This is a genomic window from Litorivita sp. NS0012-18 (genome assembly GCF_040371945.1).
Taxonomy (GTDB): Bacteria; Pseudomonadota; Alphaproteobacteria; order Rhodobacterales; family Rhodobacteraceae; genus Litorivita.
This window is the reverse complement of the sequence record NZ_BAABWS010000002.1, coordinates 682771-697412: the sequence shown is the minus strand read 5'-3', so window position 1 is coordinate 697412 and position 14642 is coordinate 682771. Positions and strand designations below refer to the sequence as shown.

13 protein-coding genes are annotated in these 14642 nt (G+C 63.1%); 11 read left to right on the top strand and 2 right to left on the bottom strand.

What is annotated here, in order from left to right; genetic code table 11:
• Positions 1-75: 75 nt before the first annotated feature.
• Positions 76-681, bottom strand: a complete 606-nt coding sequence (pdxH, locus tag ABWV64_RS12975; protein ID WP_353345875.1) for a pyridoxamine 5'-phosphate oxidase — start codon at positions 679-681, stop codon at positions 76-78.
• 343 nt (positions 682-1024) lie between these two features.
• Here pdxH and fabI point away from each other — a divergent pair, with 343 nt between their 5' ends.
• From fabI to trpE, 6 genes are all read left to right on the top strand, one after another.
• Positions 1025-1846 (top strand): enoyl-ACP reductase FabI, encoded by an 822-nt coding sequence (gene fabI / locus ABWV64_RS12970; RefSeq protein WP_353345873.1) that lies wholly within the window; start codon positions 1025-1027, stop codon positions 1844-1846.
• A 4-nt stretch (positions 1847-1850) separates the two neighbouring features.
• Positions 1851-2468, top strand: coding sequence for a LysE family translocator (locus ABWV64_RS12965; protein WP_353345871.1), 618 nt, complete (start codon positions 1851-1853; stop codon positions 2466-2468).
• A gap of 23 nt (positions 2469-2491) precedes the next feature.
• Positions 2492-2998 (top strand): xanthine phosphoribosyltransferase, encoded by a 507-nt coding sequence (gpt, locus tag ABWV64_RS12960; protein ID WP_353345869.1) that lies wholly within the window; start codon positions 2492-2494, stop codon positions 2996-2998.
• A gap of 147 nt (positions 2999-3145) precedes the next feature.
• Positions 3146-4321: an aminotransferase gene (locus ABWV64_RS12955; RefSeq protein ID WP_353345867.1), complete on the top strand. Its 1176-nt coding sequence runs from the start codon at positions 3146-3148 to the stop codon at positions 4319-4321.
• A 91-nt stretch (positions 4322-4412) separates the two neighbouring features.
• Positions 4413-6257: a SurA N-terminal domain-containing protein gene (locus tag ABWV64_RS12950; RefSeq protein ID WP_353345865.1), complete on the top strand. Its 1845-nt coding sequence runs from the start codon at positions 4413-4415 to the stop codon at positions 6255-6257.
• Between the two features lie 100 nt (positions 6258-6357).
• Positions 6358-7869 carry an anthranilate synthase component I gene (gene trpE, locus ABWV64_RS12945; RefSeq protein ID WP_353345863.1) on the top strand — a complete coding sequence of 504 codons (1512 nt, stop codon included), beginning with the start codon at positions 6358-6360 and terminating at the stop codon, positions 7867-7869.
• A 100-nt stretch (positions 7870-7969) separates the two neighbouring features.
• On the opposite strand, the gene ABWV64_RS12940 is transcribed toward trpE, so the two are convergent.
• A complete protein-coding gene (locus ABWV64_RS12940; protein ID WP_353345861.1) occupies positions 7970-10084 on the bottom strand; it encodes a divergent polysaccharide deacteylase family protein in 2115 nt (704 codons plus the stop codon).
• A 241-nt stretch (positions 10085-10325) separates the two neighbouring features.
• Between ABWV64_RS12940 and ABWV64_RS12935 the strand changes: the two genes are divergently transcribed.
• From ABWV64_RS12935 to ABWV64_RS12915, 5 genes are all read left to right on the top strand, one after another.
• The gene (locus ABWV64_RS12935; protein ID WP_353345859.1) at positions 10326-10907 is read left to right on the top strand and encodes an anthranilate synthase component II; all 582 of its coding nucleotides are present in this window, start codon (positions 10326-10328) and stop codon (positions 10905-10907) included.
• Positions 10904-11923, top strand: a complete 1020-nt coding sequence (trpD, locus tag ABWV64_RS12930; RefSeq protein WP_353345857.1) for an anthranilate phosphoribosyltransferase — start codon at positions 10904-10906, stop codon at positions 11921-11923. Before ABWV64_RS12935 ends, trpD begins: the two co-directional genes overlap by 4 nt.
• Positions 11924-12080: 157 nt before the next feature.
• Positions 12081-12896: an indole-3-glycerol phosphate synthase TrpC gene (gene trpC, locus ABWV64_RS12925; protein ID WP_353345855.1), complete on the top strand. Its 816-nt coding sequence runs from the start codon at positions 12081-12083 to the stop codon at positions 12894-12896.
• A gap of 22 nt (positions 12897-12918) precedes the next feature.
• A complete protein-coding gene (gene moaC, locus ABWV64_RS12920; RefSeq protein ID WP_353345853.1) occupies positions 12919-13410 on the top strand; it encodes a cyclic pyranopterin monophosphate synthase MoaC in 492 nt (163 codons plus the stop codon).
• Positions 13407-14582 carry a molybdopterin molybdotransferase MoeA gene (locus ABWV64_RS12915; RefSeq protein WP_353345851.1) on the top strand — a complete coding sequence of 392 codons (1176 nt, stop codon included), beginning with the start codon at positions 13407-13409 and terminating at the stop codon, positions 14580-14582. Before moaC ends, ABWV64_RS12915 begins: the two co-directional genes overlap by 4 nt.
• Positions 14583-14642: the final 60 nt, after the last annotated feature.

The following is a 14642-nucleotide window of genomic DNA, read 5'->3' as shown; positions in this document are numbered from 1 at the left end:
AGCCCCCAAAAACACACAAAATACAAGACGAAAATCCTCGAAAAACAACGCCTTGCATTTCGCGTAACGTGAAATTCAGGGGTTTAGGCGGGTGATTTTCCACCTATCCGCGAGTGCTTCGCGGCGCCACACGAAACGGTCGTGCAGCCTGAACGCGCCATCTGCCCAGAATTCAATCTCAACGGGGGCGATTCGGAAACCTCCCCAAAAGGATGGTCGGTTCGGGGCGCTGCCCTGCTGCACGGTGACCTTTGCAACCTTCGCCATAAGGTTGGCGCGGCTCTCGAGCGGTTGGCTTTGATCCGAGGCCCATGCCCCGAGGCGGCTCTTGAGCGAGCGGGAGGCGAAATAGGCATCGGCCTGCTCCCCCTCTTCGCGGCTGACATGGCCGCGCACGCGGATTTGGCGGCGCAGGCTTTTCCAATGCATCACAAAGGCCGCTTTTTGCGTCGCTTCGACTTCGCGCCCCTTGGCGCTGCCGTAGTTGGTGTAGAAGACAAAGGCGTCGTCTTCGATCTCTTTGAGAAGCACCATACGCGCGTTTGGCATGCCGCTGGCATCGACCGTGGCAAGGGCAACGGCATTGGGATCATTCACTTCCTCAGGCTCGGCCTCGGCCAGCCACCGGCGCGCGATTTCAAAAGGATCGTCTCCGGCAAAGATACCTGTGCGGTCGGTCATATACATTCCAATACATGCGTGCGTCATACGCTTTGAGCGCGAGGTAGGAGGAAGCACCATGCGTTTCAATAGAAACGTCGGGTCGCCCAAACCTTAAGAACAAGGGCAATCCGCGCATTCTGCCAGCTCGGCAAGAGAGATATCACTTAAGAACAGATACTTGCCCTTTGATCCACGGCCCAAGAGAAATATCGTTACATGCGCCCCCTCACGCAGACGTGCGAGGCCCAACCCGAGGGGAACAATCCTCAAGCCCCGTCCTTATGCCACCAGCCAGACTTGATGCGCCAGCCCTGATCGCCTAAACGGAGGAGCACGTTGCAAATTGGGTGGAAGGGACACAATGCCAAATCAACTAATGGCAGGTAAACGCGGGATCATCATGGGTCTTGCCAATGACAAATCGATTGCATGGGGCATTGCACAGGCGCTCGCCGATGCAGGCGCCGAGCTGGCCTTCACCTATATGGGCGAGGCGTTCAAAAAACGCGTGGCCCCCTTGGCCGAAACCATCGGTGTGACACAGCTGTTCGATTGCGATGTCTCGGACATGGCCTCCGTCGATGCGGCCTTTGCGCAGATCGAGAAGGAATGGGGCAAGATCGATTTTCTCGTCCATGCCATCGGCTTTTCCGACAAAGGCGAATTGCGCGGCCGTTATGTCGACACCAGCCGCGACAACTTCCTGATGACGATGGATATCTCCTGCTACAGCTTCACCGCCGTGGCGCAGCGCGCCGAAAAGCTGATGAATGACGGCGGATCGATGCTGACGCTGACCTATTACGGCGCCGAACAGGTGATGCCGCATTATAACGTCATGGGCGTGGCCAAGGCGGCGCTTGAGGCGTCGGTGAAATATCTGGCCGAGGATCTGGGCAAAGACGGTATTCGCGTCAATGCGATTTCTGCCGGTCCGATCAAAACGCTGGCCGCGTCGGGGATCGGCGATTTTCGCTACATCCTGAAATGGAACGAGCTCAACTCGCCGCTGCGTCGCAATGTGACGCAAGACGAGGTGGGCAAATCGGCGCTCTATCTTTTGTCCGATCTGGGATCGGGCGTGACCGGCGAGAACCTGCATGTGGATGCGGGTTATCATGTGGTCGGGATGAAAGCGGTGGATGCACCCGATATCGACGTGGTCACAGGGCGGAAAGACTGATGCCATGACGCTCGCCGCTTTTGTTGCGATCTATTTCGTGCATCTGATGGCGGCAATGTCGCCAGGGCCGGCGGTTTTGCTGGCGGCCCGCACGGCGCTGCGCGACGGGTTCGGGCGCGCGGCATGGCTTGCGGTCGGTATCGGGATTGGCGCTTGCGTTTGGGCCATGGCGGCGCTCTTCGGGCTGGCCGTGGTGTTTCGCATCGCCCCTGCCTTGCTGACGGCGCTGAAATTCGGCGGGGCGGGGTATCTGCTCTATCTGGCCTATAAGATGTGGCGCCACGCTCCCGAGGCGATGGAGACGGAGTTGCCCGATGCGCCCAAAACGCGTTCGGCGGGCGGCCTTGTCTGGCTCGGGATTGCAACGCAACTGGCCAATCCGAAACCTGCAATTTTCTTTGGCGCTGTGTTTGTCGGCTTCGTGCCGCCCGATGCGCCGCTTTGGGCAATTGCCGTGATCTTGGGAATTATTTTCGTCAATGATTGCGGCTGGAACCTGATCGTGGCGCGGATTTTCTCGTTTGAGCGCACCCGCCGCGGCTATATCACTATGAAAACCGTGATCGACCGGCTGTTTGGCGGCTTGCTCGCCGCTCTCGCCGCCAAAATCGCCTTGATCTGAGCGCTGCCCGAAAGGACCAACAGATGACCGACACCCGCCTGCCCCACGAAAAAGGTTTTCACGTCAGCTGGGATCAAATCCACCGCGACAGCCGCGCGCTGGCGTGGCGCCTTGACGGGCACGGCCCCGCGGACGGCGCATGGAAGGCGGTGGTCGCCATCACGCGCGGCGGCATGGCCCCCGCGATGATCGTCGCGCGCGAGCTCGACATTCGCACCGTCGATACGATCTCGGTGAAATCCTACGACCACCAAGACCGCTCTGAGGCCAAGGTTCTCAAATCCCCCGATGCGCAGATGATGGGCGACGGCACCGGTATTTTGGTCGTCGATGATCTGGTCGACAGTGGCAAAACCCTCGAACTGGTGCGCAAACTCTACCCCAACGCCCATTTCGCAACGGTCTATGCCAAACCCTCGGGCCGACCGCAGGTCGATACATTCATCACCGAAGTCAGCCAGGACACGTGGATCTTCTTTCCATGGGATATGGCGCTGCAATATGTCGAACCCTACCGCGGCAAAGACTGAACGCCGCGCGACTTGCTACCGCCGGAGCCTCCGGCGGGGATATTTTCAGAACCTGCAAAGCGGCGCCCCGTTGCCCTTGCTGGTTCGACAAATATCCTCGCCGAAGGCATAAAGTTGTTCGAACCGCCCTTCGCAGGAGCCTCGCCGATGACGCATAGCAGCACCTCCGCCACCTTTGCGCCCCCGGTGATGGAAGCGCGGCGCTGGTTGGAAGGGGTGTCGTTTGGCGCGCAGCGCCCGCTGATCAACGTGAGCCAAGCCGCCCCCGTCGAACCGCCCCACCCCGATCTGCGCGCAGCGATTGCCGAAGCGGCCTTGCATGACGACGCGGCGCATCTTTACGGGCCGGTCTTGGGCCTGCCCGAACTGCGCGATGAAGTGGCCGCGTCGGTGAGCCGGACCTACGGCGGCGCGGTGACGGCGGATCATGTGGCGATCACCTCCGGCTGCAATCAGGCCTTTGCCGCGACAATCGCATCCCTATGCGGCGTAGGGGATGAAGTTATCCTCCCAACCCCTTGGTATTTCAATCACAAAATGTGGCTGGACATGTCGTCCGTGCGGGCCGTGCCCTTGCCGACGGGGCAAGGGATGATCCCCGATGCGGGCGAGGCCGAGGCGTTGATTACCCCGCGCACGCGGGCGATTGTTCTGGTGACGCCGAACAATCCATGCGGGGTGGAATATGCGCCGGATGTGATCGCGCAATTCGCCGATCTGGCGCGCAGGCGCGGGGTGAAGCTGATCATCGATGAAACCTACCGCGATTTTCATTCCCGAAGCGGCGCGCCCCATGATCTGTTTGCCGATCCCGATTGGGCCGATGTGGTGATCCAGCTCTATTCCTTTTCCAAGGCCTATCGTCTCACCGGCCACCGTGTCGGCGCGATGGTCGCCGCCCCTGCGCAATTGGCGCAGGTGGAGAAGTTCCTCGACACGGTCACGATCTGCGCCAATCAGTTGGGCCAGCGTGCGGCGCTTTGGGGGATGCGCCACCTCGGAGACTGGCTGGCGGGCGAGCGCGAGGAAATACTGGCCCGCCGCGGGGCGATCGAGTCAGGATTTGCGCCTTTGGCCGCGCGCGGCTGGCGGCTTTTGGGCGCGGGGGCCTATTTCGCCTATGTCGCGCATCCTTTTGATATTGCGTCAAACATCCTTGCGCCTCGGCTGGTGCGCGAGGCGGGTCTTTTGATGCTTCCGGGCACGATGTTCATGCCCGAAACCGATCCAAGCGGCGCGCAGCAACTGCGCATCGCATTTGCCAATATCGACGCGACAGGCATTGGCGCGATGTATCGCCGCCTTGAGGCGCTTGAGCTATAGGCGCGCCGCGCATCGCCCCTTGCCCCGCTGCGCGCCAACGCATACACATTCGCCAGCGAATTCAAGACAACCCACAAAGGGGGCCTGAACAATGGCGAGCGGCGGCGGCACAACAAGAACTTTGGTCTGGATTTTGATGGGTCTGTTGATCCTCGGTCTGGGCGGCTTCGGGGCGACAAATCTGTCCAGCGGCGTGCGCGCCGTGGGCAACGTCGGCGCGCAAGAGATCAGCGTCGACGATTATGCGCGCGCCTTGCAGCGCGAGTTGCGCGGCCTTGAGGCGCAAACCGGCCAGCCGGTGACATTAGCGCAGGCGCAGGCCGCCGGTGTGGACCGCCGCATCCTGTCGCAATTGGTCAACAGCGCCGCCGTGGACGACGAAACCGCGCGTATGGGCCTGTCGATCGGCGACGAGACCCTCAGCAAGCAGATTTTCGAAATCTCCAGCTTTCAGGGCGTCGACGGGAAATTTGACCGCGAGGGATATTCATATGCCCTGCGCAATGCCGGTTTGACCGAGGCCGAATTCGAAGAAGACCTGCGCAAGGAAACCGCGCGCACCTTGGTGCAAGGCGCAGTGGTGAGCGGCATTGCCGTGCCTGCCGCGCATGCCGATGCTTTGGTCGGCTTTGTCGGGGCGCGGCGCGATTTCACTTGGGCGCGTTTGACCCAAAAGGATCTGGCCGAGCCGCTGCCGCAACCCACAATGGACGAATTGCGCAGCTATCACCAATCGCATGTGACTGATTTTACCCTGCCCGAAATGAAGCGCATCACCTATGTGTGGGTGACCCCCGATATGGTGCTCGACAGTGTCGAGGTCGATGAGGCGGCGCTGAGCGCGCTTTATGAGGAGCGCAAGGGCGAGTTCAACACCGAAGAGCGCCGTTTGGTCGAACGTCTGGCCTTTGCCGACGAGGCGGCCGCCGAGGCTGCCAAAGCCGCGCTGGAGACCGGCGACAAAGCCTTCGAAGACCTCGTTGCGGATCGCGGCTTGGACTTGGCGGATGTCGATATGGGGGATGTGGCGCGCTCTGATCTGGACGGGGCGGCGGATGCGGTTTTTGCCTCCGATGTGGGGCAGGTCACCGGTCCCTTCACCACCTCCATCGGTCCGGCGCTGTTTCGGGTCAATGCGGTTTTGCCCGCCGAAGAGCGCGCCTTTGAGGACGTCAAGGCGATGCTGCGCGACGAGTTGGCCTTTGACCGTGCCCGCCGCGTGATCGAGGCACAGGCCGAGGCCATCGACGATATGCTCGCGGGCGGGGCGACGCTTGAGGAGGTGGCCAAGGAAACCATGCTCGAGCTTGGCCGTGTCGATTGGCACGCGGGCAACGAGGACGACATCGCCGCCTACCGCGAATTTGCCGCCGCGGCGCGCGCGCTATCGGAGGAAGATTTCCCCGAAGTGGCGCAATTGGAAGATGGCGGCATCTATGCCATGCGCCTCGAAGAGGTGCTCGCGCCGCGGGTGCAAAAGCTCGAAGATGTGACCGAAGATGTCGCCGCCGCATGGGAAGGCGCCGAGACCGAAACCCGCCTGCGCGCGCAGGCCGAAGGCTTGGTCTCGCAGCTTGAGGAAGGCGCGGATTTCACCGGTCTCGGCCTGTCCCCCTCGACCGAAACCGATGTGTTGCGCAACGGATTTGTTCCGGGCACGCCCGAGGGGTTTCTTGACGCCGTGTTCGATCTGGAGACGGGAAAGGTCGGGATTTTCGATGCCTTTGGCGGCGTGATCATCACGCGGCTTGACGCTGAAAAAGGGCCGGATATGGACGACCCCGATGTCGCCGCCTTGGCCGCCAATCTGCGCGAACAGGCCGAAGCCGCCGTCGCCCAAGACATCTATGAGGCCTATATTTCCGACATTCGCAGCCGCACCGACGTGAACCTGAGCACGGCGGCGGTGAATGCGGTGAACGCCTCGCTGCAATAACGCATGGGGGTGCGGGGCCCGTCCCGCGCCGCCTCTCGATCCGCCCTGCCCGCCGCGCTGCGCCGCACAATGGCAGGGCCAAGACAAAGACCGGACCACGATGGAACTGACGCCTTCTTATGACGATTTTGCCGCCCGCTTTGATGCAGGCGAGAACCAGATCGTTTACACCCGCCTGACCGCCGATCTCGACACTGCGGTGTCCTTGATGCTCAAGATGACCGGCGCGGCCAAAGACACCTTCATGCTCGAAAGCGTGACGGGCGGCGAGGTTTTGGGGCGCTATTCGATCATCGGGATGAAACCCGATCTGATCTGGCAATGTGACGGCACATCGGCGCGGCTCAACCGTGCGGCGCGTTTCGACCCCGATGCGTGGACCCAAGAGAGCAGCGACCCGCTGACCTCCTTGCGCAATCTGATCGCCGAAAGCCGCATTGATTTGCCCGATGACCTGCCCGCCGCCTCGGCGGGGCTCTTCGGCTATCTGGGCTACGACATGATCCGTCTGGTTGAACATCTGCCCGATGTGAATCCCGACCCGCTTGGCCTGCCCGATGCGGTGATGATGCGCCCCTCGGTGATTGCGGTTCTGGACGGGGTCAAAGGCGAGGTGATCATCGTCGCCCCCGCCTATGTGGGATCGGGGCAATCGGCGCGCGCCGCCTATGCGCAGGCCGCCGAGCGGGTGTCGGATGCGGTGCGCGATTTGGAGCGCGCCCTGCCCCAGCATGCGCGCGATCTGGGCGAGGCAGATGAAGACGCCGAACCCGTGTCGAATTTCACCAAAGCTGCCTATCTGGAGGCCGTCGAGAAGGCCAAGGAATACATTCGCGCGGGCGATATTTTCCAAGTCGTCCCGTCGCAGCGCTGGACACAAAATTTCACCCAGCCGCCCTTTGCGCTCTACCGCAGCTTGCGCCGCACCAATCCCTCGCCCTTCATGTTCTATTTCAATTTCGGCGGGTTTCAGGTGATCGGCGCCAGCCCCGAAATTCTGGTCCGTGTCTTTGGCAACGAGGTGACGATCCGCCCGATCGCAGGCACCCGCCCGCGCGGCGCCACCCCCGAAGAAGACCGCGCGCTCGAGGCCGATCTTCTGGCCGACAAAAAGGAGTTGGCCGAGCATTTGATGCTGCTTGATCTGGGGCGCAATGACACGGGGCGCGTGTCGAAAATCGGCACGGTGCGCCCGACCGAGAAATTCATCATCGAACGCTACAGCCATGTGATGCATATCGTCTCTAATGTGGTGGGCGAATTGGCCGAGGATCAAGACGCGCTGTCGGCACTGCTGGCCGGTCTGCCTGCGGGCACGGTGTCGGGCGCGCCCAAGGTGCGCGCGATGGAGATCATCGACGAGTTGGAGCCGGAAAAACGCGGCGTTTACGGCGGCGGCGTGGGCTATTTCAGCGCGGGCGGCGATATGGATGTGTGCATCGCCCTGCGCACCGCGATCCTCAAGGATCAAAAGCTCTATATCCAAGCGGGCGGCGGTGTCGTCTATGACAGCGACCCCGAAGCCGAATACCAAGAGACGTTGCATAAATCCAACGCCATCCGCCGCGCCGCTGCCGATGCCGCGCGGTTCACGGTCGGCGGCAACGGTTAGGCGGCGCGCTCGCACCGGCCCTCAATCATTCAAGCGGCGCACCCTGTGGGACGCGCCGTTTTCATTTGATCATCAGTGTGTTGGAGCAGGCCGATAGCGGCTATTGCGCCGCCTGTTGCAACACCGCCGAGGCAGGGGCCAACGCGACCCGCGCCGCGCGCTCCGCCTGTCCCCAGATATGCAGCGCCGAGATCGTCTCGGCCCGCAACCGGCCCAGCATAATCACGCCTTCGCCGTTCTGTCGCGCCTGAAAGGCCGCATGGTCGAGGAAGCGGCGGATCACCCGCGCGTCTTGGCCCTCGCCATCGATATCGCGCAGCAAGGTCGCCGTCGGCACGCCCTCATTGGCCGCCAGTTTCGCCCCCGCGTTCAGCCCCTTGGATGTCAAAACCAACCCATGCCCCGTCGCGCTCAGGATCGAGGCAAGTTGCAGGCTCATGTCTTTGTTGCCCTGCAGCCCGCTGCCGGTGCCCTCGATCACGGCTGTGGCCTGCGGCACACGGCGCAGCAGCGCGGACATGGCCACTTCGGTATCGGCGGCGCTGAAATTTTGCGGCAGATTGGCCATCGCCACGACCTCATACCCTGCAGCGCGGTAGTTGCGCGCCGCTTCGGCCGCCTGCGCCCATTCGGTGTCGATGGCAATCGTGATCGGATAGGGGAAAGTGCCGAGCGCCTGTTGCCCCAGCCCCGATTTGCCGTCATCGATCAAGATGATCGACATCAAAGGCTTGCCTTCGGGATTGTCGAAAGGCTGGGCAAAACGACGCAGGGGCGGCGCATCGGCATCTACGCGCGCGTCATCATCGGTCTGCGCCGCATCGGTCGCGGCGTCGCCCCGTGCGCCGATACTCGGCAAGGCGGATTTCGCAGAGGCCGCGCCATTGCCAGCGCTGCGCTGCGCGATCAGCGAGCTGCCGCCGCCCAAAGTGCCCGCGGGCGTGCCGATCTTGGGCCGCGCCGCCGCGATTTGCGTGTCTGCGGGGGCTTGCGCGGCGTCATTGCGCGGCGCGCTGGCGGCTTCTTCATCGGGCGCGACACCGCTGCCTTGAGCGTCCGGCGCCGGATCATCAGTGCGCGGAAGCGCGGCGGTTTGGGGTTTGGCTCTTGGCGCAGGTGCGGGTGCATTTGCGGGCGGCGCGGCAGTCGGCGCATCGCGCTGCGCCTCGTCCCGTCCCGCATTGGCGCGATCAAGGCCGCCGCTTTGATCGGGCTGTGCCTGTGCACTTGCGCCCGCATCAGGCGCGGTTTGTGCAGAGGCGGCCTCGGCAGAATTGCCATTTTCCGGTTGCTCCGGCGCTTGGCCGCCCATCTGAGGCGCCTCGGTCATGACTGAGACGTCAGCGCCGGAGGGCGCGCCTGTCGCATCATCTTTGGCGCTCTCTTGTGCGGCGTCTTCCGCAGTGTCGCTGGCGCCGTCTTTCGCTGTGTCTTTTGCGACGTCTGGCCCAGAGCCGGTCACGTCAGCGCCCTGATCTTCTGTGCCTTGGTCTTCTGTCCCTTGATCTTCTGTGCCCTGCCCTAGGGCGGGCGCCGTGATTTGCGACAAATCGCTTGCCGGAAAGGCGCTTCTCGGGGCGGCGGCATCGGGGGCTGGCGGCTGCGCGGGGTTGGTCGAGATCGACAGTTCCGCCTCGCTTTGTGGCGCATCGGGGGCCTGCGCTTGCGGGCTGGGATAGACGGGGGTTTCGGTCTCGACATCTGCCGCGCCTTGCGCAGCGGGCGCGCCTTGGGGCGCCTCAAGATTGCTTTGCACTGGGGCGCCAACATCGGGAAGTGCGGCGGGCGCGGTATCAACCGGCGCGCTGGCCTGCGCCTGCGGCGCGGCGATGCTCGGGGCCTCTCCCGATTGCGGGGCCGGATCGACGGCGGGCAAGTTTGCATCCGCGCCAAGCGGCGCGCCCGTTTGTGCGCCGGTATCGGCAGGTTTATCTTCGGGTTTACCTTCGGCTTGGGGTGCCTGCGAGGGGGCGGTTTCGGCGGTGGCGACCTCATTCGCAGGCTCTTGCGAAGGCTTGGAGGCTACGGGGCCGTTCGGCGCGGCGGGGGAGGATTGATCGGCTGCGGCTTGGTCCGGCGCGGATTGCGAAGCGCCCGCACTGCCCAGTGCGGTTTGCGTCCCCTCTCCCACCGGACCAACCGCAACAGAGAGCACACCGGCGCCCACAACCGACACCGCCGCCCCCAGACTCGCACCAAAGAGAAATCCTCGCACCACCGTTTTCGCCTCTTGTCCTCACCCGCCGCGCGGCAAAATTGCCTGCGGCCTGTCATTATCGTCACGGCCCGCACATTGCGCCGTGCTGTCATCGCCATGCGCCGCCGCGCCCCGATCCGCGCGGTGAATTGGCCAAAGATGCCCCGCGCCCCTCTTGACGCACCCGCGCAAGCCTGAACATGTATAACGCGACATTAAGGCGGGCCTCCAGCCCCGACAATCCGCAAAGTGGGACAAGATGCTGCTCCTGATCGATAATTACGACAGTTTCACCTATAACCTCGTGCATTATCTGGGCGAATTGGGCACCGAGGTGGTGGTCAAGCGCAATGATGCTTTGGATGTGCAAGAGGCTATGGCGATGAAACCGGCGGGAATTTTGCTCTCGCCTGGCCCCAAAGATCCGGCGCAGGCGGGGATTTGCCTCGCGCTGACCCATGCGGCGGCGGAAACCCGCACGCCGCTCATGGGCGTGTGCCTCGGGCATCAAACCATCGGCGAGGCCTTTGGCGGCAAGGTCGTGCGCCACAGCGAGATCGTGCATGGCAAGATGGGCCATATCAGGCATGACGGCACAGGGCTTTTCAAAGACCTGCCCTCGCCCTTCGAGGCGACGCGCTATCATTCCTTGGTGGTGGAGCGCGCGACTTTGCCCGACGGTCTGCAGGTCACGGCAGAGCTGGAAGACGGCACGATCATGGGGCTGCAGCATAAAACGCTGCCGATCCACGGGGTGCAATTCCACCCCGAAAGCATTGCCTCGCAGCACGGGCATAAGCTCTTGCAAAACTTTACAGATTTGCTGGCGGTGCCCGCATGAGCGATATTCTCAAACCGCTGATCGGCGTGGCCGCCGATCGCCCTTTGACGCGCGAGGAGGCCGAGCGCGCTTTTGGCGAGCTCTTTGCCGGAACCGCGACGCCAAGCCAGATCGGCGGGCTTTTGATGGCGCTGCGCACGCGCGGCGAGACGGTGGACGAATATGCCGCCGCCGCTGCGGTGATGCGGGCCAATTGCCTGCCCGTGGCGGCCCCCGAGGGCGCGATGGATATTGTCGGCACCGGCGGCGATGGCAAACATACGCTCAATATCTCCACCGCGACGGCCTTCGTTGTGGCGGGTGCGGGTGTGCCGGTGGCCAAACACGGCAACCGGAACCTGAGCTCGAAATCGGGCGCATCGGATGCCTTGGGCGCGATGGGTGTCAACGTCATGGTCGGGCCGGATGTGGTCGAAGCGGCCCTGTCGCAGATCGGCATCGCCTTCATGATGGCGCCGATGCACCATCCGGCGATCAAACATGTGATGCCGACGCGCACCGAATTGGGCACGCGGACGATTTTCAACATTCTGGGTCCGCTGACCAATCCGGCGGGGGTGAAATACCAGCTGACCGGCGCGTTCTCGCGCGATCTCATCCGCCCGATGGCGCAGGTATTGGGGCAATTGGGCAGCACCCGCGCGTGGCTGGTGCATGGATCGGACGGCACGGATGAGCTGTCGATCTCGGGCGTCTCATGGGTGGCGGCCTTGGAGGAGGACGGCGCCGTGAAGGATGTGGAATTGCATCCTGAGGATTTCGGCCTGCCCGTGCATCGGTTCGAGCAATTGATCGGCGGCACCCCCGAAGAGAACGGCAAGGCCTTTGCCGCGCTATTGGCGGGCGAGGCCTCGGCCTACCGCGATGCGGTGCTGCTCAACGCGGCGGCGGCATTGAGCGTGCAAGGCGCGGCGGGCGATTTGAAAGAAGGGGTCGCCATAGCGGCGCAAAGCATCGACAGCGGCGCGGCAAAGGCCAAGATCGAGGCTTTGGCGCGCATCACTTCGGCGGCGTGAGCGCGCCGATTCAGGCGGGATCGCTTGGGGCGGATATGCGCCTCCGGCGGGGATATTTTTGGAACCGGCAAAGCGCGGCGCGTCTTGGCCCCGATGGGGGAGATCAAGGGCGAAGGTCGGGCTTTCCTTTGGCGCCGCGGCGCGTTAGGTCTTGGGCATGACACAGACAATTCTTGATAAGATCAAAGCCTATAAGCTTGAGGAAGTGGCGGCGGATAAGGCGGCCAAACCTTTGGAAGCCGTTGAGGCCGAGGCACGAGACGCCTCGCCGGTGCGCGGATTTGCTGATCGGCTTTTCGAAGCCTCGCGCAGCGGATACGGGCTCATCGCAGAGGTCAAGAAAGCCTCGCCCTCCAAAGGCCTGATCCGGCCCGATTTCGATCCGGCGGCGATTGCGGCGGCCTATGCGGCGGGCGGCGCGGCCTGTTTGTCGGTATTGACCGATGGGCCGAGTTTTCAAGGCGCGAAAGACTATCTGGTGGCGGCGCGGGCGGCGTGCGATCTGCCGGTTTTGCGCAAGGATTTCATGTATGACACCTATCAGGTGGCCGAGGCGCGTGCGCTTGGGGCCGATTGCATTTTGATCATCATGGCGAGCGTGTCGGATGCGCAGGCGCTGGAGCTTGAGCAGGCGGCGGCGGCTTGGGGGATGGATGCGCTTTTGGAGGTCCATGACGCGGAAGAGCTGGAGCGTGCCAGCCAGCTCAAATCGCGGATGATCGGGATCAACAACCGCAACCTCAAAACCTTCGAGACAACCCTCGACACCACGCGCACCTTGTCCAAGCAGGTGCCTGCGGACCGGATGATCGTTTGCGAAAGCGGGCTTTCGGGCCCGGAGGAATTGGCCGATATGGCGCTTTATGGCGCGCGGGCCTTTCTCATCGGCGAGAGCCTGATGCGCCATGATGATGTGGAGGCGGCCACCCGCGCGATTTTGGCCAATCCGCTCAGCCCTTCGGGGATGATGTAAGCCTTTGACGCAGGAGCGCGCGATGTCCGGCACCCATGCCAGCGGTTTGACCCATTTCGACCCCAAGGGCGATGCCCATATGGTGGATGTTTCCGACAAACCGGTCACATCACGCGTCGCCGTGGCGGCAGGGCATGTGAGTATGGCCGAGGCGACCTATGCGATCATCGCCGAAGGGCGCGCCAAGAAGGGCGATGTGTTGGGCGTGGCGCGTTTGGCGGGAATCATGGGGGCGAAATTGACGCCGACGCTGATCCCGCTGTGCCATCCTTTGCCGGTGACCAAAGTGGCGGTGGAATTGACGCTCGACCCCGCCCTGCCAGGGGTGCGGATCGAAGCCACGGTCAAAACCACGGGACAAACCGGCGTCGAGATGGAAGCATTGACGGCGGTCAGCACGGCGGCATTGACCGTCTATGACATGGCCAAAGCGGTGGACAAAGAGATGCAGATCGGCGGCATTCGGGTGCTGCTCAAAGACGGCGGAAAATCGGGGCGGTTCGAGGCGTCATGATTTCAGTCACCCAAGCGCTCGACAACCTCTTTGCTCTGGCCAAACCGCTTGGCAAAGAGATCGTGCCCCTGCGCGCGGCCAATGGGCGGGTATTGGCGCATGATGTGGCTTCAAAACGCACGCAGCCGCCTTTCGCGGCCTCGGCGATGGATGGATATGCGGTGATCGGCGCGGAGGCGGTGCCGGATGCGACGTTCAAGGTGATTGGCGAATCTGCGGCGGGGCACGGATGGCGCGGCGATGTGCGTAGCGGCGAAGCGGTGCGGATTTTCACCGGCGCGCCGGTGCCCGAAGGCGCGACCCGCGTGATTTTGCAAGAAGAGGTGATGCGGATTTCCAACGAGATCACCATCACCGGCAACATCGGCACCGGCGACAATATCCGCCCTGCGGGGGGGGATTTCAAACAAGGCGATGTGATCAAGGCGCCGCGCCGCATTGGACCGGCGGATATCGCGCTGATGGCGTCGATGAACATCGCCGAAGTGCCGGTGATGCGCCGCCCTGATGTGGCGCTGATCTCCACGGGGGATGAATTGGTCATGCCGGGCGAAGAGCCGGGACCGGATCAGATCATCGCCTCCAACACTTTCGGGCTTTATGCCTTGTTGCAAGACCTTGGCGCGGCGCCGCGGCTCTTGCCCATCGCCAAGGACAATCCGGCCTCGCTGGAGATGTGTTTTGATCTGGCCAAGGGGGCCGATCTGGTGGTCACGGTCGGCGGCGCCTCGGTGGGCGATCACGATATCGTCGCTGATGTGGCGGCCTCTGTGGGCATGGAGCAAAGCTTTTACAAAGTCGCGATGCGGCCAGGAAAGCCATTGATGGCGGGGCGGATGGCCGACGGGGCGCTGATGCTCGGGCTGCCGGGCAATCCGGTTTCGGCGATGGTCTGTGGCACGGTGTTTTTAGCCCCGATGGTACGGGTGATGATGGGGCTGCCTGCGCTGCCTGCCGCGCGCAAAACCGCGCGTCTGGCCGAAGACATGCCCGCAGGCGGCCCGCGCGAGCATTACCTGCGCGCGCAGGTCGCTGACGGCGAGATCACCCCCTTCGCCCGCCAAGACAGCGCGCTTTTGGGCATCCTCGCCGATGCCAATGCGCTTTTGGTCCAGCCCCCCGATACGCCGATGCTGCCCGCGGGCACCATGGTCGACTATATCCCCCTCTAGGCCACGCGGCCTGTTGTCCTCCGCCTCGGGCTCTTGTTAACAAAAGTTGACACAAAAAGA

Excerpts from the sequence above, each read along its gene's own strand:
- pdxH (WP_353345875.1), bottom strand. The coding sequence starts at position 681 with ATGACCGACCGCACAGGTATCTTTGCCGGAGACGATCCTTTTGAAATC.
- fabI (WP_353345873.1), top strand. The coding sequence starts at position 1,025 with ATGCCAAATCAACTAATGGCAGGTAAACGCGGGATCATCATGGGTCTT.
- ABWV64_RS12965 (WP_353345871.1), top strand. The coding sequence starts at position 1,851 with ATGACGCTCGCCGCTTTTGTTGCGATCTATTTCGTGCATCTGATGGCG.
- gpt (WP_353345869.1), top strand. The coding sequence starts at position 2,492 with ATGACCGACACCCGCCTGCCCCACGAAAAAGGTTTTCACGTCAGCTGG.
- ABWV64_RS12955 (WP_353345867.1), top strand. The coding sequence starts at position 3,146 with ATGACGCATAGCAGCACCTCCGCCACCTTTGCGCCCCCGGTGATGGAA.
- ABWV64_RS12950 (WP_353345865.1), top strand. The coding sequence starts at position 4,413 with ATGGCGAGCGGCGGCGGCACAACAAGAACTTTGGTCTGGATTTTGATG.
- trpE (WP_353345863.1), top strand. The coding sequence starts at position 6,358 with ATGGAACTGACGCCTTCTTATGACGATTTTGCCGCCCGCTTTGATGCA.
- ABWV64_RS12935 (WP_353345859.1), top strand. The coding sequence starts at position 10,326 with ATGCTGCTCCTGATCGATAATTACGACAGTTTCACCTATAACCTCGTG.
- trpD (WP_353345857.1), top strand. The coding sequence starts at position 10,904 with ATGAGCGATATTCTCAAACCGCTGATCGGCGTGGCCGCCGATCGCCCT.
- trpC (WP_353345855.1), top strand. The coding sequence starts at position 12,081 with ATGACACAGACAATTCTTGATAAGATCAAAGCCTATAAGCTTGAGGAA.
- moaC (WP_353345853.1), top strand. The coding sequence starts at position 12,919 with ATGTCCGGCACCCATGCCAGCGGTTTGACCCATTTCGACCCCAAGGGC.
- ABWV64_RS12915 (WP_353345851.1), top strand. The coding sequence starts at position 13,407 with ATGATTTCAGTCACCCAAGCGCTCGACAACCTCTTTGCTCTGGCCAAA.